Genomic DNA, 24,960 nt, shown 5'->3' with positions numbered 1-24,960 from the left:
CACTATGAATACCTTGCAACCACGAACAAAGGTAAAAGGAATAACACTATGAAAAAAATCCATCGAATTGCAGCCAGTGTGGCCGTTGCGTTAATGTCAGCAACCGTACTCAGTGGCTGCGAAAACAGTACCGGCAGTGCTGAAGTTGTTCGCGCGGGAAGCTATCAGGCGACAGAACACGGCCTGCTTGTTTTGCCTGCTCAGGGGCAGGCTAAAGCCGTGCGCTTACAAGTATTTGATGAAGGAATCATCCGCGTCACGGCGCTGCCACACGACGATTTCAGTCGGATTGCAGAGAGCCTGATGGTGACTGCCTCTGCGGGAAATACCCCTTACGACATAAAAGAATCAGCCGGTACTGTGACTCTGTCTACGCAGGCGATGACAGCCTCAGTATCGCTGACAGACGGCAATCTGGTGGTAAAAAACCGTGCCGGAGAGGTATTGCTGAAGAGTGTGAACAGCGGTGAGTTTGCGCCGGTTACCGCCGATCCTGCCGGTGCCGGTAAACACAACTTTGCTATTCACCAGCAGTGGAATACCGGCTCAGATGAGGGGTTTTACGGGTTAGGGCAGCATCAGGATGGCCGCATTAATCATGCCGGAGATAATGTTGAGCTGAGCACCCATAACCTGCAAATCTCGATTCCCTTTGTTGTCTCTACCAAACATTACGGGATTTTATGGGATAACGCCGCCATTACCCGGTTCGGAAATCCGGTGGAATCAGCGCCGCTGAACGCAGGCTTTGCGCTTTATGATGAAGACGGCAACGCCGGGGGATTAACCGCGTATTACTACGATAAAGATAAATTGCTGCTTAAACGCACAGAAGCTGATCTTGATTATCAGTTTCTTGCTCACAACACCACCCGGGAAATACCGTTTCCTGCAGAGCTTGGTGATGTCAGTCAGCCACGGGTAGTGTGGAAAGGGCAGATCAGCGCGAAGCAAAGCGGACTTCACAAGTTCCGTATGTACTCCAGTGGCTATGCCAAACTGACTATAAACGGTGAAAAGCTGCTGGACCGGTGGCGGATGAACTGGAATCCCTGGTTTCACAATACTGAAATCATGCTCACCGCCGGAGAAAAGGTGGACATTGAAGTCGATTGGGATTCGCAGGGCGGATACTTCCGTTTGTTACACAATAATCCTCAATCGAAGGCCGACGAGAACAGCCTGTCGCTGGCATCAGAAACCGGGAAGTCGCTGGACTATTACATCGTAGCCGGTGACGACACTGATGAGGTAATAAGTGGTTACCGCAAACTTACCGGCAAAGCCGTGATGCTGCCAAAATGGGCCTATGGATTCTGGCAAAGTCGTGAACGTTACAAAACGCAGGATGAACTGTTAGGGGCGCTGAAAACCTACCGTGAAAAGCAGATCCCCATTGATAATATTGTGCTCGACTGGTCTTACTGGCCGGAAGATGCATGGGGAAGCCATAAGTTCGATTTGGCCCGTTTCCCCGATCCTAAAGGCATGATAGACGAAGTTCACGCACTGAACGCCAATATTATGATTTCCGTCTGGCCGAAGTTTTACAGCACAACCGACAATTACAAAGAGCTGAATGCCAAAGGCTACATGCTGAATAAAAACGTGGATCAGGAGGGCAATCTGGACTGGATTGGGAAGGGTTATCTGAACGGGTTTTATGACCCTTATCCTGAAGAATCGCAGGCGATTTTCTGGCGGCAACTAGATGAAAATCTGAATGTGCTGGGCATTGATGCCTGGTGGTTGGACGCCTCCGAGCCGGACATCCATTCGAACCTGTCGTATACCAAACGAAAAGAAATTATGACGCCGCTGGCGATAGGTTCAGGTGCTGAGTATTTTAACTCCTATGCGCTGGCAAACGCAGAAGGCGTGTATGAAGGTGAGCGGCAGTCAGATCCTGACAAGCGCAGTTTTATTCTTACCCGCAGCGGGTTCGGCGGCATTCAGCGCACGGGCAGTGCCATCTGGAGCGGAGATACCGTGCCGCGGTGGTCAAATCTTAAAGAGCAGATTGCTGCCGGTGTGGGTACAGGATTGTCCGGTATGCCGAACTGGACCATGGATATCGGTGGCTTCACACCGGAAGATCACTACCGGTACAACGGCGATGTGGTGGTGGGTCACTACAGTGAAATGGCTGAACAGTATCAGCAGGAATGGCAGGAGCTGAATATGCGCTGGTTCCAGTTCGGTGCATTTGTACCGCTGTTCCGCTCCCACGGCCAAAACCCTTTCAGGGAAGTGTTTAATCTGGCCGATGAAGGATCGGAAGTGTACAACGCACTTATATCCACCATCGAATTACGCTACCGCCTGATGCCCTATATTTATTCGCAGGCAGGGGATATGTTCCATAAAGACGGTACCTTAATGCGCGGTCTGGTGATGGACTTCCCTGAAGATGAAAAAGCGCAGGATATCGATGATGCCTACATGTTCGGGCCGGCCATCCTGGTGAACCCTGTGTATGAGTACAAGGCGCGGGAACGGGATGTTTATCTGCCCGCAGGCGTGAGCTGGTACGACTTTTACTCCGGTGAAACGTATCAGGGCGGTCAAACGATTACTGCCAGTGCGCCGTTAACGCAAATGCCGCTGTACGTAAAAGCGGGATCAATTATTCCGGCGGGTGAAGCCATACAATATGTTTACGATAAGCCGGATGGCGCCTATACCATAAACGTATTTACCGGTGCAGACGGCGAATTTGAACTCTATCACGACGACGGCAAGTCATACGATTACGAGAACGGGGCGTATTCGTACACCCGCATTGAGTATGATGACAGTGAAGGTAAGCTCACCATCGGCAAACGCGAAGGGCAGTTTGATAATATGGTCACTTCCCGTACCTGGCATGTCAGGTTTATTTCCGAAGGTGAAACACTATTGAATTACGAAGCGAAGCCGGACGTCACTGTCACTTATTCCGGTGATGCCCTTACTGTAGAACGGACGAAGTAACCATGCGGACGTTAATTTGTCTTAGCGGGGTACTGCTCCTTTGCGCCTGTGCGGCGCAAAGGAGTGTTGACACCCATGAAGCACCGGAAGAACTCACTTTTTCGTTATCCGATTTGCAGATAAAAAACGGCGGTGAGAGCGTGGCGGTATCCGGCCTCACCACTGAAATCCCCGGAGTGACCGTTACACAGGAAAGCAGTCATCCGGCCGGACAACCGGTGAGCAGGCTCGTGTTTACTGAAGCCTGGCAGGGGCGGGCTTATCTAAAAGTGAACAGCCCGGTTAACCTGAATCAGTTACCTGAACCGGCAGCGTTGACGTTTGACTTACGGGTAGATGATGTCAGCAAGGCCGGGTTGCAGGCGGGCATAGATTGCGGTGAAAACTGCCACTATGTCGTCGATTTATGGCCTGACGCAGTAAAATGGCAAGGTGCAGGATGGCAGCACGTTAGCATCCCGGTTCAGTGTTTTTCAGGCAAATTTGCCGACTTTTCAAAAGTGGGTGAGCCTTTCAGATTATTCTTTTACGGGTCCGGTGATATTGCGGTGTCAGGGGTAAAAGTTACCGCGAATGAGCCGGGAAATATCCTGTGTCCGGACCAGGATACCCAAAGTATTACGCCGGCCCCGCTGCGGGCATTCTGGGCTGATGACTGGTGGATGAAGCGCCATCAACAGAAACTGGCAGAAAAGCAGATCATCCGGCCTGAGGTTGTGCTCATTGGTGACTCAATTACCCATGGCTGGGAAGACAAGGGGGCAACCGTCTGGAAAGCGTATTTTCCGGATGTTCCCACGTTAAATCTGGGTTTCGGCGGCGACAGAACCGAAAATGTGCTTTGGCGCATTGAACAGGGTGAATTAGACGGCCTGTCTCCGGCTATCACCGTCGTTATGATCGGCACCAACAATACGGGTCACCGGATGGAACCACCGGAACATATTGCCAGTGGTATAAGTCACATTATTGACCGGATAAAGCAGAAAATGCCGGACAGTGCTGTCTTACTTACCGGCATATTTCCCAGGGGAGAAAATGCCACGTCTCCCGAACGGATTAATAATCAGAAAACAAACGGTCTTCTGAAAGATCTTGCTAAAGAAAAAGGCGTTTCCTACATCAATATTAACAATGTTTTTTTGAGCGAAGACGATATATTGAGTAAAGCTATTATGCCCGATTTACTCCACCCGAATGAAGCCGGATACCGGCTTTGGGCACAGGCGCTTGTTCCCTGGTTTTCTGCGCTGAAAAAGAAGGATTTGAACTACGCCCGCTGAAAAGCGGGCGTTTTGCTTTATTGCGCTTTGAACCATTTAGCAATGACCTGACGTTCTTCGTCTGTCATGCCGGTTTTATTCATAAAGGGCATGTCTTTACTTACGGCTGAGCGCTGATAAATTTGCGGCGCATAACGCTTAACATCCTGCCAGCTGTCAAATTTCACTCCCAGAGGTGCAACCTTGAAAATATCATCTGTGGGGCTTGAAGCATGGCAACTGGTACAATGCGTGGTAATAAGCGTCTGAACGGCTTTGTCATCAGCAGACAGTGCCGTCTGGTCATTCTGTGGCGCTGAAGCCGCTGCCCTGTTTTCCTGCTGGCTGACGGGCATAGATACCCAAATTGCCAGTAACAACATGCCCGCCGCACCGGATACCAGAATAGACGGCTTTTTAATGTCCTGATGTTTCAAATTAAAAAAGTGTCTTATCCAGGCAGACAGGGCCATGATGGCAATGAGTACCAGCCAGTTTTGCGGATGCTGATATGTCATCGGATAGTGGTTGCTGATCATAATGAACAGTAACGGCAACGTCAGGTAGTTGTTGTGTACAGAGCGTAATTTTGCGCTGGCGCCCCAGGCAGGGTCGATTTCACCTTTTGCTGCCACCGCTGCAACCATTTTTCGTTGATTGGGCATGATGTTTAAAAATACATTTGCCACCATGATGGTGCCCACCAGTGCGCCTACATGAATATAAGCGCCCCGGCCACTGAACAGCTGGGTGGTCAGCCAGCTGGCAAAGCAAATCATCATGATAAGAAACAGTGCAAACAGTTTGGGCGATTTAGCCAGCGGACTGCGGCATGCCAGTTCATACAGGGCCAGCCCGCCAAAAATGATCCCGAGGCCCGACAAAATTGCCGTTTGCGGACTCAGTGCATTTACTGACGGATCGATAAGATAGGCAGACGCGCCGAAGTAATAAATGATGATTAGCAGGGCAAAGCCACTTAACCAGGTAGTATAGGCTTCCCATTTAAACCAGTGTAATGTCGCAGGCATGCTTTCAGGGCCATAGGCATATTTAGCGACTTCATAAAAGCCGCCGCCATGTATCGCCCAGAGATCGCCCTTAATACCTTTTTCCCGCTTCCATTCAGGTGGTGTGCGCAAACTGTTATCTAACCAGATAAAATAAAACGATGCGCCAATCCAGGCAACGCCTGCAATCACGTGAAACCAGCGGACAAAAAGGGATAACCAGTCGAGTCCTTCCATACTTATCTCTCCTCTTTGCGGTATTGCGCAGTGCCGGCAACCCGTGTTTCTATTATCATCCGGTCATCACCGAGCATGGACAGTGCAAACAGCACCTCTTCTGCGGTATCGCGGTCATGTAACCGGTGGGAAGTCAATTCATCAAAGGCGGGGTCGACAATAATAAAATCGGCGAAAGTGCCGGGGTTTAAATTGCCAATTTCGTGCTGAAGTTTATGAGCCACGGCTGCACCTTGGGTCATCAGGTATAAACCGGTTAAAGGGCACAATGCCTGTTGCTGCATCTGACACACTTTGTAGGCTTCACCGTAGGTTCTGAACAGGTTAAAGGTTGTGCCTGCGCCCACATCAGTGGCCAGGGTAACGGGGACTTTCAAGCTCTTCGCTTTTTGATAATCAAACAAGCCACTGCCCAAAAACAGGTTCGACGTGGGGCAGAAGGCGATAGTCGCCCGCGCGTCTGCCATGCGTTGCCATTCCTGCTCTGTCAGGTGAAGACAATGTCCGAACACGCTGCGCTCACGCACCAGACCATAATGGTCATATACGTCCAGATAGCCGTTACGTTCGGGAAACAGTTGTTGTACCCACTGAATTTCTTTCTGATTTTCAGACAAATGGGTCTGAATAAATACGTCGCTGTGTTCAGCGGCCAGTGACCCGAGTAAAGACAATTGCTCACGGCTGCTGGTGGGAGCAAATCTGGGGGTAATCGCGTACAGATTACGCCCTTTATTGTGCCAGGATGAAATCAGTTGCTGTGATGCTTCATACGCTTGCTGAGGCGAATCGGCGAGGCCGGCAGGACTGTTCTGATCCATACACACCTTACCGGTTACCATCGCCATATTTTTTGCTGATGCTGCAGCAAAAAGCGCATCAACGGAACCGGCGTGCACGGTGGGGTAAACTAAGCCGGTTGTTGTCCCGTTTTTTAAAAGCTGACGCAAAAATACGTCCGCCATCGCGGATGCATAGTCGGGGTCGGCGAACTTCTTTTCGGTGGGAAAGGTGTAATTTTCCAGCCAGGTAAGTAACTGTTCGCCATAACAGGCCAGCATTTCTGTTTGCGGAAAGTGCAGATGGCTGTCGATAAGACCCGGCATGATCCAGTGATTTTTGTGATCGTGCAATGTGGCATCGGGGTAGTCGGACACTACATCGGCAAAGTTACCAATAGCCAGGATCCGCTCGTCTCGAACCGCCAGAGCGCCGTCGGGGTAGCACACCGCATCCTGTTGCGGTGAATCTGTTTGCTGCGGGAAATGCAGTATCTTCGCACGGAATAGTTGAATCGTATTACTCACTAACTACCCCGGTAACTGCTGAAGCCGAAGGGTGAAATGAGCAGAGGTACATGATAATGACCGCCACTTTCCTGCATGGTAAAAGCAATATCGACAAACGGGTAAAAGCTTTCGCCGTGTTGTTCCGTCAGGTAATCCCGGCAGTGAAACCGTAGTGAGTAAGTCCCCTGAGAGAAATCTGCGTCACCCCAGCTTTTACAGCGACCGTCGCTGTCAGTCATGCCATTAACCTGTTTTCCGTCGGGAAAAGTCAGTGTCAGTGGTAACTGGCTTACGGGTTTACCTGATGTGGTGTCCAGAACATGACTGGATAAAGAAATCATAACCGTTCCTTAACTGTTAATCGCTTTGCTGATACGCAGGCAGGTAATTTTAATCTGCTCTGCTGCGGCATTTTTAAGCTCTTCTTCCGTGCTGTTGTTCAGCCTGTTTTCCAGCGCCTCCAGCATAGTTGTTGCCGGCAGACCTGAGGCACAAATAATAAAAATAAAGCCGTGCCTGGCCAGATACGCTTCGTTTTTTTCTTTCAGTGCATAAAGTGTGGCATCGTCAGCGTCAGCAGTGCCGCTTTGTTCTCCGGCAGCTAAAGCGCGGGTGCTGGCATATTTGCTGCGTAATGAATTAATGTCACCAATCATGGGGTGGGCGGCAAATGCCTGCAACAAATCGTCCTTTTCCATGGTTTCCCAGACTGCCTTCCCGTGATTTTGTATATCGGCCACATCACAATAAGGGCGTTTGTCCGTCATCATGGATGCCCATTTTTCTGCTGCACAGGTTTGTGAAAACCAGCGCATGGCGTCCTGCCAGGGCAGGGCGTTTAGCGTGTTTACGTTCATGCTGATACGTTATCCTTGTTATCGTTTTCCAGCGTACGGCTTTGTGTGACGTCAGGTGCAACGGGCGCCGGCCGGCTGTGCAGGCGTTCAATAATCTGAGCGCTGACCGACACAGCAACTTCTATGGGCGTTTTGCCCGGAATAGTCAGGTTACCTACCGGTGAAACAAAATGGTTATCTGCAGCTTCGCCAAGTCCGCGATGGGCGAGTTTGGTACGAAAGCGTCTGGCTTTTGTGTCAGATCCAATCATGCCCACATAAGGAAATTGATTTATCTTAAGCGCAGTTTCTGCCAGTAAATAATCCAGCTGATGATCGTGAGTAAGAATAAGCAGCCAGCTGTCCGCCGGAAGAAGTGGGATTTCACCTTCGGGCTGGGGATCGCAGACTATTGTCACATTTGGCGGCACATCCAGTTCTGCAAAGGCATCCGGGCGGCTGTCTATCCACTTAATATTCAGAGGCAGTTGTGCCAGAACAGGGATCAGCGCCTGAGCAACATGTCCGGCACCGAAAATGGCCAGTGTCTGACAATGGCTGACGTTGATTTCAAACAGTACCTTAACGGCTCCGCCACAGCATTGTCCTAATTTACTTGAAAGCGGGTAGGATTCGATATGCTGTTGCGACTGGCCGGTGGCTAAAAAAGCACGGGCTTTTTTTACCGCATCAAATTCCAGATGACCACCGCCAATGGTATCGAACTGACAGTCGCCGGTAACCACCATTTTCGCGCCTTGTTCTCTTGGCACAGAACCCGCCACTGTGAGCGCGGTGATCAGCACATAGCCCTGTGCATGCCTGTGGCACCAGCTTACGGCATCAAACCAGTTACGGGGATGTCTCATGATAATGTCTCCGCTTCAGCCTGCTGCAAAGCAGTAATGGCATTGAGCACATTTTCCGGGGTAGCAGGCACCGGCAGAACAGGGTCAACGGTGTAATCACTGAGTGATGAAATGGCATCTTTCAACGCACACCACACCGATATTGCCAACATAAAGGGGGGCTCGCCCACCGCTTTTGAATGATAAATACTGTCTTCGTCGTTAGGACGGTCGAATAAATCCACGTTCATCACCGGCGGTGTATCACCAATGGCAGGGATTTTGTAGGTCGCCATGTTACTCGACAGTAATTTTCCTTCTTTATCCCATTTCAGGTCTTCCGATGTCAGCCAGCCCATGCCCTGAATAAAGCCGCCTTCGATCTGGCCTTTGTCGATAGCCGGATTCAGACTGGCGCCCACATCATGAAGAATATCTACGCGGTCCACTTTGTATTCACCGGTAAGGGTATCTACGGTGACTTCTGATGCGGCAACACCATAAGCAAAGTAAAAGAAGGGACGACCGGAACCTGTGGCACGGTCGTAGAAAATTTTAGGGGTTTTGTAATAGCCCGTTGAAGACAGAGAAACCCGGCCAATGTAAGCCGCCTGAATGAGCTCTGAAAATGCAATACGCTCATCACCCAGTATCAGGTGCCCGTCGGCGAACACTGCCTCTTCTGCTGGCAGGCCCTTTTGTTTTGCCCAAAAGGAAACCAGTCTGGCTTTTAACTCAAGACAAGCGTTTTGTACGGCTTTACCGTTCAAATCGGTGCCCGATGATGCTGCGGTAGGTGAGGTATTCGGCACCTTATCAGTGCGTGTAGCGGTAACTTCAATATCAGCGAGATCGATACCAAATTCATGGGCTGCAATCTGGGCAATTTTGGTGTGAAGTCCCTGGCCCATTTCCGTACCGCCATGATTGACCTGGACGCTGCCATCGGTATAAATATGCACCAGCGCACCGGCCTGATTCAGGTGTTTGGCTGTAAACGAAATACCAAATTTCACCGGCGTCAGAGCCAGTCCTTTTTTTATTACCGGACTGGACTGATTAAAACCGGTGATCGCTTCTCTGCGCTGCCAGTATTCACAAGATGTTTCCAGTTGGCCAATCATTTCCGGTAGCAGATTATCGCCAATATCCATGCCGTAAGGGGTGATATTACCCGACGCTTTGGCATAGAGGTTACGCTTGCGGATAGTGAGCGGGTCTTCTTTTAGGGTTCTGGCGATACCATCTATCATGGCTTCGGCCACAATCATGCCCTGAGGACCGCCAAATCCGCGGTAAGCGGTATGGGATACATAAGAAGTTTTCAGGCGGTGACCGACAACATGACTGTCACCTAAAAAATAGCCGTTATCCACATGAAACATGGCGCGGTCGACAATGGCATCAGACAAATCAGCACTGTAACCGCAGTTGCCGTTAACAGTGATATCTGCGCCCTGAATAATGCCGGCTTCATCAAAACCGGTCTGCCAGTGGTTTTCAAAGGGGTGGCGTTTGCCGGTGACACTCATGTCCTGTGAACGGGGTAGGCGGCATTTCACTGCGCGCTGATTGCGCTGCGCAAGAATAGCGGCGATACACGCCCATTGTGCGGCCTGGCTTTCTTTACCACCAAAACCGCCACCCATTCTGCGCATATCAACCGCCACCCGGTGAAGCTTTACACCCAGCACTTCTGCCACCAGTTTTTGCACTTCGCTTGGATGCTGGCTGGAGGTGTAAATCATCATGCGATCTTCTTCTTCCGGCATAGCCAGTGAAACCTGACCTTCCAGATACATGTGTTCCTGACCACCAATGTTCAGGCTGCCGGACACTTTGTAAGGTGAAGCGTTAACCGTATGGATGGCGTCCGGGTTACCGAAAGCATGGGTAGGGCGCACAAAGGACTGTTTCTCAAGGGCTTCATCCACTGACAGCACAGCAGATCCCGGCTTCAAAGTAATGGTGCCCTTAAGTGCTGCACGCCGGGCAAGCTCTGTGGTTGTGGCTAATACTGCAAAAACAGGCTGGCCGTGATACAGGATTTGCTTGTCTGCAAGCACAGGGTCGCCGTCAAATACCGGCGCGATATCAGTATGTCCGGGTACATCGCTGACGGTAATGACATCAATAACACCTTCGCTGTCACGGACGGCCTGTAAATCAATATGTTCAATTTCACCGGCAGCGCAGTTGCTTACGCCGATGGCTGCGTACGCGGTATTGGCCGGTTCGGGCATATCGTCCACATACCTTGCCTGACCGCTTACCTGACGTTCTGCACTTTCATGTGCTTTGTTTTTACCTAACGGACTGGATGCCGGTGCCTGACGGGCGTCTGCAACAGCCGGGGTTTGAATGAGTTTACGCATGATGTACCACCCGCGTCGGAATAAGGTTGTCCTGCTGATTCTCCAGCCAGAACCGGTGCCATAAATTGCCCAAGACCTGCTTTCTGTATGCTGCCGTAGCGCGTATATCATCAATAGGATTAAAAGCGTGCGTCAAAAGATTTTTCCCCTCTGACAGTGTTTGTGCGTCGCGCCAGGGCTTACCCACCAGAGACGCCGCTAAAGCGGTACACTCCACAGGTGTGGCTGCCACACCACCGAATCCGCTGGTAACAGAGGTGATCACACCATCGCTGATCCCCACGTTAAATACGGCAAGCACGGCGGAAATATCATCTTCCATCCGCTTCGAGATTTTATACGCAGCCAGATGCTGGTCCGGCTGAGGTAAGGGGATATGAATGGCGCTGATCCATTCATTGCTTTGCAGTGCAGTTTGGCGGTAGCCGGTAAAAAAAGCGTTTGCCGGAATGCTGCGGGTTTCGCTGCCATTATCCGCTACAATATCAGCGTTCAGCGCCAGCAGCAGTGGCGGTGTATCGCCGATGGGGGAAGCGTTAGCAACGTTTCCGCCCATGGTTGCCTGATTACGCACAGGCAGAGAAGCAAAACGGGTGAATAATTCCTCTAATGCCGGATAGTGGCTCACCAGCGTTTTCATTGCCCGGGACAAAGGCACAGCCGCGCCGATAATGATATGCGATTCGGTAACGTCAACCTCCTGCAGGCAACGCATCTGACTTAAACTGATGAGTGTTTTGAAAGACTGATGCTTTTGCGTGATCTCAAGGGCCAGGTCGGTACTGCCGGCAACCAGCGTTGCATCCGGGTTGCCGGCAATGGCTTTTTTCAATGCTTCGCGGCTGTCAGGCATAAGTAACTGACTGTCCTCTGTGACGTCTTCCCGGCTAAGCGCATTTAACCTGGCAAGGGTTGTTGCCTGTTGTGCATCGAACTTGTCTGCGGTTTTATTTGAACAGGCATCAATGGTGGCATCAATAATGGGACGGTAACCTGTACACCGGCAAAGATTTCCGGATAAGGCGTCTATCACATTTTCCCGTTCGGGAGCATTATCAGAATGGTAAAAAGCAAAGGCCGACATCACAAAACCCGGCGTGCAGAAGCCGCACTGGGAACCATTATGTTTCACCATCGCAGTCTGAACAGGATGCTGTGCTTGCAAAGAGGCCAAATCTTCTACGGTGATAAGCTGTTTTCCGTGCAGCGAAGACATCAGCGCTATACAGCTGTTGATGGTGGTGTAGTTAAGGCTGTTACCATCGTCTGAAGGACTGGCAACCACTACCGTACAGGCGCCGCAGTCGCCGGCTGCACAGCCTTCTTTTGTCCCCGTTTTTCGTTGCTGTTCCCTAAGGTAATTCAGCACCGTCATATTCGGGTTGCTCACCTGCAATTCGACAGGTTCATTGTTCAACAGAAAACGGACCATACCGAACTCCATGTAGATTTCAAAATGCTTGAATGCATTACTATATCTGTATTCTAAATTAAAAAGTAGACCATATGGTCAGATTTTTGTGTTAAAAAAAGGCCATTGCGAGTGGCGTGTATTTTTGCGGTGCAATTTGCACGATTTTGTGCACTTTTATGGTGCGCACCAACAAAGTTGGTTGTTCTTTAGTCAGCGTATCGCCAGCGGCTAAAAATCAGGTTCTGTTAACAAACTGCTGTTCAGAAGCTGTTTAAAAAATGAGTACGCAGCATTTTACTCACCCTTACAAAGCCCGTCTGACCTTTGTTTAAAAAATCGCTGCAAGATGTATGCGCAATGTTTTATACGCGCAAGAATATTCTATAAATGAAAAATTTATCACTGATTTAAGCAACTGTGGCACTATGACTGAATAGTCAGGTTTGACCATTTCAAAAGGAACAAAAAGGCGTCATGACTCAAGCATCAAAAGTGGATGCCAGTGTGGGAGCCCGTAACAGGGCGATCATTCTGGCAGCAGCAGAGAAAGCATTTGCTGCTCAGGGATTCAGAGGGACATCTGTTCAGCAGGTAGCAGATAAAGCAGGACTCCCTAAAACCAATGTTTTGTATTACTTCAAGTCCAAGCAGGAACTTTATCTGGCAGTCCTCAAGGAAACCATGTCGTTATGGAATTCCAGTTTCGATAAAGCCACTGCAGATGATGATCCTGCGCAAATGCTGGCAGATTACATTGCCGAAAAAATGGAGTTATCGAGAACACACCCGCTGGCTTCGAAGATTTTTGCCATGGAAATTATCAATGGTGCGCCAAACCTGAATCACTATTTTGATGATGAACACAGCGACTGGATGGCCGGTCGTGTGGCTATTTTGAAAGCCTGGACAGAGCAGGGGAAAATGCAGGCCATTGACCCCCATTATCTGCTTTTCAATATCTGGGCAAGCACCCAGCACTACGCTGACTTTTCAACGCAAATTACCCGTCTTCGCGGCGCGAAAATGAAAAAAGCAGATTTTGAAGAAGCCACCAGACATCTGGTAACCGTTACGTTAACCGGTTGTGGTTTAACGGTACCGGAAAAATACAGGATTGTGACAGCATGAGTGATGTTAGCAACAGTTATCCCCGTGATCTGAAAGGCTATGGTGCCAATCCTCCTGATCCACAGTGGCCGGGTAAAGCCAGAATTGCAGTACAGTTTGTCCTGAATTACGAAGAAGGTGGTGAAAACTGCGTGCTTCACGGTGATGCCCATTCAGAAATTTTTCTGTCAGAAATTGTCGGTGCGCAGCCGTATCCTGACCGCCACATGAGTATGGAATCTATTTATGAATACGGCAGCCGAGCGGGTTTCTGGCGTCTGCACCGGTTGCTGACAGAGAAAGCGGTACCGGTCACTGTATTTGGCGTAACGATGGCAATGGAGCGTCATCCGGAAGCGGTTGAGGCAATGCTGAATGCCGGTTGGGAAATCGCCAGTCATGCCATGCGCTGGATTCATTTTCAGGATATGGATATTGATACCGAGCGGGCGCAAATTGAAGAAGCGGTAAACCTGCATGAAAAACTCACCGGCAAAAAACCTGCAGGCTGGTATACAGGCCGCACCAGCCCCAACACGTTAAAGCTGATTGCAGAGCGGGATGATATTCTCTACTGCGCAGATTCTTATGCGGATGATTTGCCCTACTACGATACCCAAAACGATGCGCCGCTGCTGATGGTGCCTTACACGCTGGATACCAACGATATGCGGTTTGCCACGCCGCAGGGATTTAACAGTGGTCAGCAGTTCTTTGAATATTTGAAAGATGCTTTTGATGTTCTCTACGAAGAAGGCGCCAGCCAGCCTAAAATGCTGTCCATCGGCTTGCATTGCCGTATCGTGGGTCGTCCGGCCCGTATGGCAGCTTTGAAGCGGTTTATTGAATACGTGCAAAGTCACGACAAGGTATGGCTGGCAACGCGGGAAGAGATTGCAAAACACTGGCAAACACACTTCCCGTATAGCGGAGATTAAAGTGTTTTGACTGCATAACGGCGTCTTACCGGTTCAGCCTGTGACGCCGTTATCTGTTTGATTCAGTCTGACCGGAAAACAAATCACAAATTTGGCTCCCATACCCGGAGAGCTTTCCACTTTTATTGTCCCCTGAAGAGCATTGGTGACAAGATTATAAATAATATGGGCGCCAAGCCCGCTGCCGCCAGCACCCAGTTTAGTGGTGAAGAAAGGCTCAAAGATGCGCTTTAACTGCTCTTCATTCATACCACAGCCGTTATCACTGTAAATCAGCTCAATGGTGCTTCCAATTTGTCTGGCATGCAGTGTAATCATGCCCTTTTCATTGGATGAAAAGGCGTGGGTGAGGGAGTTCATAATAAGATTTGTCAGAATTTGTGCAATGGCACCGGGTCTGGTCTCACTGACAATATTTTCTGCGCAACCGGACACGATTTCATGACCAGACTTTTTGATCTGCGGCTGTAACGAGGTGAGGACTTCATTGAGATACTGGTCAAGTTCAATGGTTCTCACTGAATCCTGATTGTGGTCCATAGAGATGTTTTTGAAGCTTTTTACCAGGTTTGCTGCACGGGATAGATTCAGTGACGTGGCAAGGCTGCCTTCCTGCGCTTCTTTGATAAACCGTTGCATGAAGGTTTTGGTCACCTTGTTGCTGTCAAAACGCTGTTCAAGTTCTGCGAGGAGGTGTTCAACATGACTGATTGCCGTTACCGATATGCCAAGGGGCGTATTAATTTCATGAGATACGCCGGCGACCAGGCTGCCTAACGATGCCATTTTCTCCTGTTCAAGCATCTGTTTTTGTGAAAATTTCAGTTCTGACAGTGTGTCTTCAAGAGACTGATTCGTATTCTCCAGCTCTTTTGTTCTGGCAGATATCTGGGCTTTAGCCTGGCTCAGCCTTCGGTTCGACAAATAGATGTAAAAGATGACAGAGCAGGCCAGTAGAGTGGCAGGCAGCGCCCACATAACAATGGTCAGGGTATCGGTGCCGATCTCAACGTTCACACGCAGCCATTTATTCTTTATCGCTTCCCGTTCCTGCATATCCATGGCGGCAATGGCTTTATTCAGCATGCTGACAAATTCAGGCCAGTCACTTCTTACGCCAATGACTATTTCGTCTGCATAACCAGTGGCTCCGGTTATTGCAAAGCTTTGATTTTCGCTGTCAGCCGCTGCTGCACTGATCACCGCAAGATTGCCCAGTACAGCATCAATCTTACCGGCTGAGAGCGCAGAGAACGCCTGACCAGTTGTTTTAAAGCGTCTGAATGTGAGGTCTGCGTGCTCTTTTTCCAGCTTCTCTGCGAGATGGTTATTCGTAATGCCTACTTCTTTTCCGGCAAGTTGCCACAGATTGTTTACCGGCGGTTGACTGGTGCTGGTGGCTATGACCACAGGAAAAAGCAAGTACGGATCGGTATAAAGGATATCTGTGGCAGGCTGCAGAGGTTTAATCAGAGCCGGCATGATGTCCAGAGACTTTTCTTTCAGACGCTGCTCTGCCGGCACACCGGTTTTAGTTATGGTCAGTTCTGCCGGTATTCCTAACTGGCGGGTAAAATGTCGGATGAAATCTGCACTTAAACCACTGAAGTCTCCGGTTTTGTTAAGGAAGCTTAACGGTCGGGTTTTAAAGTCATCGCCTAACCTTATGGTGTCTTTGGTTTTTAACCAGTCACGCTCTTCTCTTGTCAGGCTGATTTGCTCTACGGCATAAAATGAATCGTTGGAGTTTTCTCTCAGCCATTTATAAATCAGCGCACTGCGCGTACTGGCTGGCATTGTGGCGAGGGCTTTATTCACAACCTGCATAAACGGTGCGGCCTCAGGACCGGCAGCCATATGAAGTTCCGCATGGCCATTTTCAGTCAGAAGACCATTCACTTTAATATTGGAGATAAAATGTTTGTCCAGATACCAGGCGACAGATGCATAATTGCTGACTAGCAGATCCGCTTGTCCTGAGGAAACAGCCATAATGGCTGCCTCTAAATCCGGCACTTCGATAATGCGAAGTTCAGGGAACAGGGATACACGGGCCGCAAGGACTTCATCGTCTTCAGGTACTGCCAGTGTGCGGTTTCCGGTATCCTGCAGACGACTTATTTGCGCTGTATTTGGTCTTGAAAAAAAATACTGCGATAAAGACAAATAACTGTCGGACAGCAGCAGACTATCGGGCCGGGTATCTTTTGGATTTATCACCGGCATCACATGGATTTGCCCCTTAGCGGTAGCCTCTTTGAGGTATTCGGCGCTGTCACTGCGGATTATATGAATTTGCGAACCTGTCTGGCTGGCCACATAGCGCAGCAACTCAATGGCAAAACCTGTGCTGTTGTTGCTTTCATCTGTGTAATTGAATGGCACATTGTTGGTTTCACCTGCAACGTTTATCACCGGATTTGCCGTTAACCATGCTTTTTCCTGGTCAGTCAGCCGGAGCGGTTCTGAAACGGCATCTGTGTTCAGGATCTCGCTGATGGTAAAATCGTGGCTGATCAGGCGCGGGTTTCTGATCAGTGAGCGACCGTCAAAATGAATACCGTCCGGTTGCAGTTGAAAAAAGGGCAGGTAACGGGTGAGATCATCCGGTGTCGCTGTAATCATTAAAGAATCAAATTCAATTCTCTGGCTGTCAAAATCCACTCCATTAAGATAATCATGCAACATCACCACTGCCCAGGCGCCATCCATAAAGTGACCACCTATACTGACCACTATCTGGCCTGATTCGAGATAGTCAGCCGTTGGTGTATCCCAGTCGACACCGCCGACTGCCGGCGGGTCAGCGATCCCCATTTCAGCTATTTTATCCGCCACGCCTTTTGCCATAAGATCACTGGCACACCAAACTTCCGTAATATTAGGGTCATTCAGCCACGCTTCTTCAAATATCCGGCCTGCTTCTTCGTCACTCCAGTAAGCATATTCTTTTTGGACGCGGGTGATTTCTGAATGTCTGGCAACGTATGCATCTAATCCACTCAGGCGGCGGGAGGACGATGCATCGACAGGGTCACCACCAATGGCGAGTATCCGGTGGGTATCGCGTTTGCGATGGAGGTGTGTATGCCGGGTAAGAGCACTTGTTAATCGCTCGCCAATGGAATAGTCGTCGGCCGTAATACTGCCAATCCAATACCGGAACTGCTTGCGGGGCTTAAGGGTTGTATCCTGCATGCGGTTATTAATTAAAATTGAAGGTACTTTGTGTGCTTCAGCCAGAGTTAACACGTCTTTTTCGGCACCAGTCCACACTTGGAATATCAGACCGTCTACATTGCTGTTGAGGGCTTTCTCAGCTTGCTCACGCATTTTATCAGCCGACAGAGCGTAGGGATAAATGGCAAGCTCAATTCCCAGATCAGTAGCGGCCCGCCTGCTTATACTGGCAACTCTGTTCCAGAACGGGGTGCTGTCAGGGATGAGTAAAGCGATTCTCAGAGGGGCGAGGTCGATGTTGTTTGCAGAAGGCGCAATCTTTGCATCCTGTGCCGGTGCAAAGAATGGTAAACAGATCAGAAATAATAAAAAAGACGGAATAAAAAACGGTATGTATTCACATTTGATGAATGTACCTGCTCCCGGATTTTTGCACTGCACGATTAATCCTGTCTGTTTGACTTGTATCCCTGTTGCTAACTTTTAAACATAGTTCTACTTATCAAAAATTAAAAGTTTATTTAGATAAGGTTTAATTAAAAGCTGACAGTACTTCTATTTCATCAAGGAAAATGTATGTTTAAAACTCGCAGTCTGGTCACCTTACTTCTCACTCTTCCTCTGGTAACCAGTTCCATGGCAGCGGGTATTACCCGTTTTGCCTCTGCATCGCCGGATGCGCCTTTCTCTGTTGCCACTCAGGTGGGCAACACCGTGTATCTGTCCGGTCAGCTCCCTTTGGATAAACAAGGAAAAATGGCCGATAACATGACGGCGCAGGCCCACCAGGTCATGGATAATGTTAAGTCGGCGGCAGCGGTTGCCGGCCTGACGATGAATGATATTTTTAAATGCACGGTAATGATTGACGACATCAATCAATGGGGAGACTTTAACAAGGTATACGTCACCTACTTTGAAAAAGGCAAGTTACCTGCGCGCAGCGCTTTCGGCGCTGACGGTCTGGCGATGGGAGCTATGCTGGAAGTGGAATGTATGGGCTACAAGCACATGGAATAAACGCGTTGCCCGCGACGGTGGGCTGAGAACACAAAGGAGTCCGCAGAGGGACTCCTTTTTCTTTTATTTCAAATCAAAGATGTATCTGAGCAGGAAAACCAGCGCGAGAATATAGGTTATTTTACTCACTTCTTTGTATCTGCCACTGCCGGCCATGGTGACCACATAGGTAATGAATCCCAATGCAATACCTTCTGAAATACTGAATGTTAGCGGCATTGCCAGCAAGGCTACGGAAGCGGTTGCCAAAGCGCCGAGATCATCGAAATCAAGCTGGCGGATGGAATCCATCATCAGGATCCCCACCATGATGAGTGCCGGTGTCGTTGCCATGAGAGGGATGACTTTCATCAGCGGAGTCAGGAATAACGCTAACAGAAAACACAGTGCAGTAACGATGGCAGTTAAACCTGTCCGGCCTCCTGCGGAAACACCCGCAGCCGACTCCACATAACTGGTGACCGGTGATGTACCCAGTGCTGCACCGGCTACACTGGCGGTCGCATCAGCGGTCATCGCACTGCCAATTTTAGGCAATTTGCCTTTTTCATCCAGCAGATTTGCACGTCGGGACACGCCGATGAGGGTGCCGATAGTGTCGAACATGTTTACAAACATTAATGCAAAAATCAGGTCCCAGGTTTCACCAAAATGTTCGATGGGATACCAGATATCCATAGCAAAGAAAGTATCGTCAATAGGATCCGGCATGCCAAAGAAAGCATCGGGATGGTTGGTGAGATAACCGTCACCGGACGGGATGAACGCACCGGCAACGGAAAGAATAATGATAGAGAGCAGAATGCCCCCTGTAACATTACGCATTACTACCACGATGGTCAGAAGAATACCGGCAAAAGCAAGCAGTACAGCAGGATCGGATAAATCTCCTAAGCTGACGAACGTCGCCGGATTATCCACCACCAGACCGGCATTTTTTAATCCGATAAAAGCGATAAACAGACCGATACCGCACTGCACGCCGACTTTCAGTGAGGGCGGCACAGCCTCTGCAACCTTCGTCCGGACGCCGGTCAAGGTGAGCAGAAGGAACAAGATGCCGTTCCAGAATACGATACCCAACGCCGCTTCCCAGGGGACATCACGACCCATACAAATGGTAAAAGTAAAAAACGCATTCAGGCCCATGCCGGGAGCCAGTGCCACCGGGTAATTTGTCATGGCAGCCATCAGCAAACTACCCACGCACGCGGCGAGGGCGGTAACAGTAATAAGGCCTTCTACGGGCATACCGCTCAGCCCCAGAATGCCCGGGTTTACGACCAGAATATAAGACATCGCAGCAAAGGTTGTTAAACCGGCGATGACTTCGGTTTTAACATTTGTACCATGTGCCTGCAGCTTAAACAGGCGTTCTAATAAAGCGTGTGACATGGGGTCTCCCCGGATTATTCTATTTATGCGTATTATCTGAAGCCGGATAAAGCAAAATCCTGACCACTTAGTCAGAAATGGTTCGTTTTGTGCTTGCTTTTCAGCTTGATACAGTAGTGCAATCCGGCCAGTGATTGATTTGCCGGAAGTTTATGGAAGGCGGTGCCGGAAAGGAGCAGGCATTTCATAAACTTAAGGGGCGGGATTGTAGCAAATTTTCAGTTGTTACAGATACAATACTGTCACGACAAAAGGTGAAGTTGCACCACGAGTGCAATAGTGTGTTATTTTGGTGCAAACCGCTAAGAAAAAATACTCCGTGCATTGCCGTTATGCCAACGGAGAGGAAAATCCATTATGTCGCTAAAAACGTTAATCCGTGCACTGCCTAAAGCAGAACTGCATTTACATATCGAAGGTACATTGTCACCGTCTCTGATGTGGGAGCTGGCACAACGCCATGGCGTAGAATTGCCGTATCAGTCTGTTGCGGATATCGAAGCTGCTTATCAGTTTTCAGACTTACAGAGCTTTCTTGACTTGTATTACGCCGGTGCGGATGTGCTGCGTACTGAGGACGATTTCTATCAACTGATGATGGCATACCTGCTGAAATGTAAGGAAGAAAACATTGTTCACGCTGAGATCATGTTTGATCCGCAAACTCACACGGAACGTCATGTATCTTACCGGACATTTATGACGGGTTTCCTGAAAGCCATCAGGGAGGCGCAGGAAGGCTGGGGAATGAGTGTGAAACTTATCCTCTCATTTTTACGCCATCTGAGTGAAGAGTCGGCCATTCAGACATTGCAGGATGCCGAGCCCTGGTACGACAATATTGATGCTGTGGGTCTGGACAGTTCGGAACTGGGACATCCTCCTGAAAAATTTGAACGGGTTTTCAGTCAGGCCCGCTCCCTTGGTTTTAAAGTCGTTGCCCACGCCGGTGAAGAAGGGCCGCCTGAGTATATCTGGCAAGCTATCAATCTGCTCAATATCGACAGGATTGATCACGGTGTGCGGTGCAGCGAAGATGACGAGCTGCTGGCGCTCATCAAACACAGGCAAATCCCCCTGACAGTTTGTCCGCTGAGTAACCTGAAACTGTGTGTCATAGATGATATGGCGAAGCACAATATTCTGTCGTTACTGGAAGAAGGACTGCTGGTAACAGTGAATTCTGATGACCCTACGTATTTCGGTGGTTTCATGAATGAGAACTTTGACGCACTGGAATCTGCACTGGGGATGAATGAAGAGCAGTTACGTAAGCTGGTGAAAAACAGTTTTACGGCCAGTTTCCTGTCTGAGGAAGAAAAACTTCACTGGCATAATGCAGTGGATGCAGTGCAGTAGCACGACAGCGGGATCAACAATCAAAAACGGCGCAGTAATGACTGCGCCGTTTTTCATTTTATTGCCTGACGTTCAGGTTTAGCGGGCCGTTTATTCTCCCGGGATGTGTTTCTGATATTTATCCCAGTTTTCAACCAACTCATTTATCACTGTACTGCCAGCAAGATAGGCCGCTTCCAGCGACGGTACCATTGCCGCATAGCCGCCGTTTTCACGTTCCATCGCCAGGTTCTCTGCGGCGGTCAGTCCTTCCGGCTGCATAGTGAAGTTACTTGCCGTGCGCAACACCATAAAACGGTTCTTGTCGGCTTTACCCGCACGGTCCAGATAAATCATCGACTGGTAACTGCCAGTATCTTCCATACCGGAAGTCATGAAGTTGCCTTCACCACGGGTCCATAATGATACCCAGTCGTTAGCCCAGTCATTCAGCAGTTTACCATGCCAGAAAGTGGAAGCCGCCAGATGATCACCGATCATGACTTTTGGCGTGGTCCGCGCGTTGGGATAGTTTTTATAACGTGCACGCAATTCAGCCATGGCTTCAGTGTCCATGAGTTTCAACGATTTCGTCATATTGAATGCCCATTCACTTAAACCGGTATTCAGCTTGTACATTTCGCCGTTAACAGCCGGGCGGCCTGCATCGGTTTGCGGGCCGTTAGCGAATAAGGGAAAATAGCCTGAAGGCCAGTCAGCAGATATTTCTCTGGCATCAATTTCATGGGCAAGATCACCATCCACCAGATGGCGTGTCCAGACTGCGGATCCGATTGTACCGTCCTGCGGATCCATACCGGCAATACCGGCAACCAGCCAGTAGGCTTCGGTTAAGTCAAAACGGGGGTCCAGCCCCAGTGCCATAATGGCTGCAGAAGCACGTGCTGTGCCCATACCTGTTACGATGGCAAGCACACCTTTATCTTCATTGGCGTAGATGTCGTGGAAAGACTGGGGGAAAGGAAAACGGGTATCCAGGCCATAACGTTCTTTCCACATTTGAAATTCACCGGCTTTGTCACCTTCGTCTTCACCGATTTCAAACATCGTAACGACCACGGCTTTTACCTTTAACGGGGCAGCAGCGTGGCTGAGGGTGGTAAGACTGAGCAGGCAGAAACCAAGGATGGCTGACACAGTATTTTTCACAAATAACTCCTTGTTGATGCAGCAATCGCCTCAGAATAAATTGAAGGTACTGCACATATTAAAACGGCATGCGAATGCATGCCGTTGCGGTACGTGTCAGTTTGATCAGAACTTATAACCAAACTTCACGTTGAAGTGACGAGGCAGTTCAGGCAAGACGATTTGGCTGCCGAACAGGTCAGGGAAGTTCGCGCGGAAGTAGCGCTCATCCGTTAAGTTTTTAACAGTGAAGTTAATATCCCACTGCTCTGTCTGGTATGACAGACCTGCGTTCACCAGCGTGTAGGCTGGCAACATCACTGAACCTGAGAAACCGGAAGGTGCTTCATCTGCATCAATGATGCTGACACTGCTGGCAAAACCATTCTGGAAGTCATAGGTGGCTGTCAGTGTGTAGATGTTATCCGGAATACCGGCTTTCTTGGCTTTCGGGTTGCTTGTACCTTCACCAACCAGGTTCAGGCCGATAACGTTACCACCCAGTACCAGTGAAGGATCTTCCAGACCGGTGAGATCTTCCAGACCCAGGAAGCCAAACTGGCTGCCATTTTCACGGGCAGTCAGGTTGATAACTTCAACATTGGTGTAACCGGCAGAAACAACCAGGTTTTCATTGACTACCCAACGCAGTTCTAACTCGACACCTTCGTTGTGAGTTGTCGCATTTGTTACGATGGCCTGGCTGTTGTAGTCAGTACGTTCCTGCTCATATACAGATAATGCAAAATACAGGCTGTCGTCCAGGAATGAACCTTTAATACCGTATTCGAACAGATCTGACGTGTCAAATGCACCACTGCCATCAGCATTATTGAGCTGGCCCACGGTAATTTCAGCACCCTGACCGGCAACCAGTGTCGCCTGTTCAGCCACAGTAATGTACGGGATCAGGCCCCATGGGGTAGTGTATGAGATACTGGTGTTCCAGGATACGCCATCAACGGTTTCTTCCTCATACACCGGTGTGCCTTCGTTTCCTTCAAGGCGGGCGCCCGGCAGTAACAGATCCTGTCGTGAAGTAGATTCAATATCGATGGTATCGTAACGCAGACCCAATACGATGTTCAGACCGAAGTCCCAGGTCAGGTCTGTCATTGCTGCAAAACCTAAGTCCAGGTAGTTACCTTCGTCATAGTTGTCGTAGTTCATGCCACTGCGGGTTGCCAGTAAACGGCGGTCCAGTGCAGAAGACGGCATGGTCAGATCGCGACGGTTGAAATATTCATAAGTGAAATCATCACCGTGCAGGAAGTCGGTATAGCGGATTGAAGGCGATACCTGGAACTGTGCAAGCAGTGAGTTGGTTTCATATTCCGTAGAGAATACTACTTTGTCTTCAATTACCCAGCTGTCGTGGAATTGAGAGAAACCGTAGGCATTTTCGTTGATGTTGTCATAGCCGTCGTAGAAAAACTGGTTCTTAATTTCCCAGCTGTCAGCGTAATAGATAACATCGAAATAGAAGGTGTTGGCTTCATTGACCAGCTGGTCGTCAGGCGCTACCAGCGTTTGTGAACCACTTAGTGTGGTAGTACCCACGTTTTCCAGCGCCATCAACTCTGTGGCTTCTGAATCAGTGAAAGAAGCTGCCGGTACATAGAAGAAGCTGTTACCCGCCAGATTCACTGCGCCGTATTCTTCATGGGAGATAGAACCGTCACCGTCTGTATCCAGAGGTTGAGCAGTACCGGTAATATAAGTACCGTTGTCTACCAGTTCCTGAGTCAGGCGGTTCCAGCCTGCTACCTGGTTACCATCGTACTTATGGTACATGCCACCGAATTCAACACGCAGATTATCAGTTAAATCAATGTTGAATGAAGCCTGCAGGATAGATTGATCAGTGGCTGAATTTTCGTAATAACTTCCTGAATTCTCAACTTCACCATATACGTAATAACCCATTTCTTTGCCTGCGATAGAAGCCGGACCGCCAACTTCAGCAGTTACAATGCTTTTATCCCATGTTCCGTGGGTATACGACATAGCGCCGGTAGGTGCATCCAGATACTGACCGGATGATGCACGGGCTGATTTAGGGTTAAAGTTCAGGTAACCACCAATTTTAGACGGGCCGTAGATAGGAGAAGCAGGACCACGAACAATATCGATACGGCTTGATGCACCGATAGGAGTCGGATAGTTACCCGGGTTATCAAGACGCTTCATGCCACGGAAATAAGCTTCACCCGGGTTACCACGCACATCCAGTGAACCTGCAACACCGAAGAATGACTGGGTGAATGTACCCGGTGCGAAGGCCACAAGTTCATCAATGTCTGACACATTGAAACGCTCCATTTGCTCAGAGCTGATGGTTGAAGCCGAACGCGGTGTCTCTAAAATTGATTTACCGAAACCGAATACGGCTTCAACGTCCTGGCCAGGTAAGCTGCCCAGTGAACCGGTCACTTCAATTTTTTCAACTTCTTCATCGGAGGGGGTATTTGCTTCCTGAGCAAATACCGACGCCGGGGCTAAAACCAGGCCAAATGCAATGGCTTTAGCAAGCGGAGATACCGCAAAAAGAGTGTGTTTCATGTTTTTCCTCTGTTTTAGTAATCAGCC

The 24,960-nt window shown here is 49.4% G+C and carries 17 protein-coding genes; 6 read left to right on the top strand and 11 right to left on the bottom strand.

Annotation, left to right across the window (positions count from 1 at the left end):
* Positions 1-48 precede the first annotated feature (48 nt).
* The gene (locus ACXAGC_RS10930; RefSeq protein WP_474844412.1) at positions 49-2,973 is read left to right on the top strand and encodes a glycoside hydrolase family 31 protein; all 2,925 of its coding nucleotides are present in this window, start codon (positions 49-51) and stop codon (positions 2,971-2,973) included.
* Positions 2,974-2,975: 2 nt separating this feature from the next.
* On the top strand, positions 2,976-4,256 hold the full coding sequence (locus ACXAGC_RS10925) for a GDSL-type esterase/lipase family protein (RefSeq protein ID WP_474844411.1): 1,281 nt from the start codon (positions 2,976-2,978) through the stop codon (positions 4,254-4,256).
* A 17-nt stretch (positions 4,257-4,273) separates the two neighbouring features.
* On the opposite strand, the gene ACXAGC_RS10920 is transcribed toward ACXAGC_RS10925, so the two are convergent.
* Genes ACXAGC_RS10920 through xdhA form a run of 7 tightly spaced genes read right to left on the bottom strand, consistent with a single transcriptional unit; the run spans position 4,274 to position 12,262 of the window.
* Positions 4,274-5,482: a urate hydroxylase PuuD gene (locus ACXAGC_RS10920; RefSeq protein ID WP_474844410.1), complete on the bottom strand. Its 1,209-nt coding sequence runs from the start codon at positions 5,480-5,482 to the stop codon at positions 4,274-4,276.
* A gap of 2 nt (positions 5,483-5,484) precedes the next feature.
* Positions 5,485-6,777, bottom strand: a complete 1,293-nt coding sequence (gene guaD / locus ACXAGC_RS10915; RefSeq protein ID WP_474844531.1) for a guanine deaminase — start codon at positions 6,775-6,777, stop codon at positions 5,485-5,487.
* An 11-nt stretch (positions 6,778-6,788) separates the two neighbouring features.
* On the bottom strand, positions 6,789-7,112 hold the full coding sequence (gene uraH, locus ACXAGC_RS10910; protein ID WP_474844409.1) for a hydroxyisourate hydrolase: 324 nt from the start codon (positions 7,110-7,112) through the stop codon (positions 6,789-6,791).
* Positions 7,113-7,121: 9 nt separating this feature from the next.
* Complete coding sequence (gene uraD, locus ACXAGC_RS10905) at positions 7,122-7,628, bottom strand: 2-oxo-4-hydroxy-4-carboxy-5-ureidoimidazoline decarboxylase (protein ID WP_474844408.1); 507 nt, start codon at positions 7,626-7,628, stop codon at positions 7,122-7,124.
* Positions 7,625-8,476 carry a xanthine dehydrogenase accessory protein XdhC gene (gene xdhC / locus ACXAGC_RS10900; RefSeq protein WP_474844407.1) on the bottom strand — a complete coding sequence of 284 codons (852 nt, stop codon included), beginning with the start codon at positions 8,474-8,476 and terminating at the stop codon, positions 7,625-7,627. The genes uraD and xdhC overlap by 4 nt, the downstream gene beginning before the upstream one ends.
* The gene (xdhB, locus tag ACXAGC_RS10895) at positions 8,473-10,830 is read right to left on the bottom strand and encodes a xanthine dehydrogenase molybdopterin binding subunit (protein ID WP_474844406.1); all 2,358 of its coding nucleotides are present in this window, start codon (positions 10,828-10,830) and stop codon (positions 8,473-8,475) included. Before xdhB ends, xdhC begins: the two co-directional genes overlap by 4 nt.
* Positions 10,823-12,262 carry a xanthine dehydrogenase small subunit gene (gene xdhA / locus ACXAGC_RS10890; RefSeq protein ID WP_474844405.1) on the bottom strand — a complete coding sequence of 480 codons (1,440 nt, stop codon included), beginning with the start codon at positions 12,260-12,262 and terminating at the stop codon, positions 10,823-10,825. Before xdhA ends, xdhB begins: the two co-directional genes overlap by 8 nt.
* 456 nt (positions 12,263-12,718) lie before the next feature.
* On the opposite strand from xdhA, the gene ACXAGC_RS10885 reads away from it, so the two are divergent.
* Positions 12,719-13,372 carry a TetR family transcriptional regulator C-terminal domain-containing protein gene (locus ACXAGC_RS10885; RefSeq protein ID WP_119501618.1) on the top strand — a complete coding sequence of 218 codons (654 nt, stop codon included), beginning with the start codon at positions 12,719-12,721 and terminating at the stop codon, positions 13,370-13,372.
* A complete protein-coding gene (gene puuE / locus ACXAGC_RS10880; RefSeq protein WP_474844404.1) occupies positions 13,369-14,289 on the top strand; it encodes an allantoinase PuuE in 921 nt (306 codons plus the stop codon). Before ACXAGC_RS10885 ends, puuE begins: the two co-directional genes overlap by 4 nt.
* A gap of 33 nt (positions 14,290-14,322) precedes the next feature.
* Here puuE and ACXAGC_RS10875 read toward each other — a convergent pair whose 3' ends face one another.
* Entirely contained in the window at positions 14,323-17,910 is a 3,588-nt protein-coding gene (locus ACXAGC_RS10875; RefSeq protein WP_474844403.1) for a transporter substrate-binding domain-containing protein, read from the bottom strand.
* Positions 17,911-18,045: 135 nt separating this feature from the next.
* Here ACXAGC_RS10875 and ACXAGC_RS10870 point away from each other — a divergent pair, with 135 nt between their 5' ends.
* Entirely contained in the window at positions 18,046-18,489 is a 444-nt protein-coding gene (locus ACXAGC_RS10870) for a RidA family protein (RefSeq protein WP_474844402.1), read from the top strand.
* Positions 18,490-18,552: 63 nt separating this feature from the next.
* Here the strand turns inward: ACXAGC_RS10870 and ACXAGC_RS10865 are convergent, their stop codons facing one another.
* The gene (locus ACXAGC_RS10865) at positions 18,553-19,884 is read right to left on the bottom strand and encodes an NCS2 family permease (RefSeq protein ID WP_474844401.1); all 1,332 of its coding nucleotides are present in this window, start codon (positions 19,882-19,884) and stop codon (positions 18,553-18,555) included.
* Between the two features lie 357 nt (positions 19,885-20,241).
* On the opposite strand from ACXAGC_RS10865, the gene ACXAGC_RS10860 reads away from it, so the two are divergent.
* The gene (locus ACXAGC_RS10860; RefSeq protein ID WP_474844400.1) at positions 20,242-21,243 is read left to right on the top strand and encodes an adenosine deaminase; all 1,002 of its coding nucleotides are present in this window, start codon (positions 20,242-20,244) and stop codon (positions 21,241-21,243) included.
* 90 nt (positions 21,244-21,333) lie between these two features.
* On the opposite strand, the gene ACXAGC_RS10855 is transcribed toward ACXAGC_RS10860, so the two are convergent.
* The gene (locus tag ACXAGC_RS10855) at positions 21,334-22,392 is read right to left on the bottom strand and encodes a purine nucleoside permease (RefSeq protein WP_474844399.1); all 1,059 of its coding nucleotides are present in this window, start codon (positions 22,390-22,392) and stop codon (positions 21,334-21,336) included.
* 105 nt (positions 22,393-22,497) lie between these two features.
* Positions 22,498-24,933 (bottom strand): TonB-dependent siderophore receptor, encoded by a 2,436-nt coding sequence (locus ACXAGC_RS10850; RefSeq protein ID WP_474844398.1) that lies wholly within the window; start codon positions 24,931-24,933, stop codon positions 22,498-22,500.
* Between the last annotated feature and the right edge of the window lie 27 nt (positions 24,934-24,960).

This window comes from Alteromonas sp. AWJ4_197 (genome assembly GCF_056160285.1).
The sequence above is the reverse complement of the archived record's forward strand: the minus strand, read 5'-3'. Positions and strand labels throughout refer to the sequence as shown.

Coding starts and splice junctions, on each gene's coding strand:
- uraH (WP_474844409.1), bottom strand. CDS start 7,112: ATGATTTCTTTATCCAGTCATGTTCTGGACACCACATCAGGTAAACCC.
- ACXAGC_RS10920 (WP_474844410.1), bottom strand. CDS start 5,482: ATGGAAGGACTCGACTGGTTATCCCTTTTTGTCCGCTGGTTTCACGTG.
- xdhB (WP_474844406.1), bottom strand. CDS start 10,830: ATGCGTAAACTCATTCAAACCCCGGCTGTTGCAGACGCCCGTCAGGCA.
- ACXAGC_RS10870 (WP_474844402.1), top strand. CDS start 18,046: ATGTTTAAAACTCGCAGTCTGGTCACCTTACTTCTCACTCTTCCTCTG.
- ACXAGC_RS10850 (WP_474844398.1), bottom strand. CDS start 24,933: ATGAAACACACTCTTTTTGCGGTATCTCCGCTTGCTAAAGCCATTGCA.
- ACXAGC_RS10925 (WP_474844411.1), top strand. CDS start 2,976: ATGCGGACGTTAATTTGTCTTAGCGGGGTACTGCTCCTTTGCGCCTGT.
- puuE (WP_474844404.1), top strand. CDS start 13,369: ATGAGTGATGTTAGCAACAGTTATCCCCGTGATCTGAAAGGCTATGGT.
- xdhA (WP_474844405.1), bottom strand. CDS start 12,262: ATGGTCCGTTTTCTGTTGAACAATGAACCTGTCGAATTGCAGGTGAGC.
- ACXAGC_RS10885 (WP_119501618.1), top strand. CDS start 12,719: ATGACTCAAGCATCAAAAGTGGATGCCAGTGTGGGAGCCCGTAACAGG.
- xdhC (WP_474844407.1), bottom strand. CDS start 8,476: ATGAGACATCCCCGTAACTGGTTTGATGCCGTAAGCTGGTGCCACAGG.
- ACXAGC_RS10865 (WP_474844401.1), bottom strand. CDS start 19,884: ATGTCACACGCTTTATTAGAACGCCTGTTTAAGCTGCAGGCACATGGT.
- ACXAGC_RS10930 (WP_474844412.1), top strand. CDS start 49: ATGAAAAAAATCCATCGAATTGCAGCCAGTGTGGCCGTTGCGTTAATG.
- uraD (WP_474844408.1), bottom strand. CDS start 7,628: ATGAACGTAAACACGCTAAACGCCCTGCCCTGGCAGGACGCCATGCGC.
- ACXAGC_RS10860 (WP_474844400.1), top strand. CDS start 20,242: ATGTCGCTAAAAACGTTAATCCGTGCACTGCCTAAAGCAGAACTGCAT.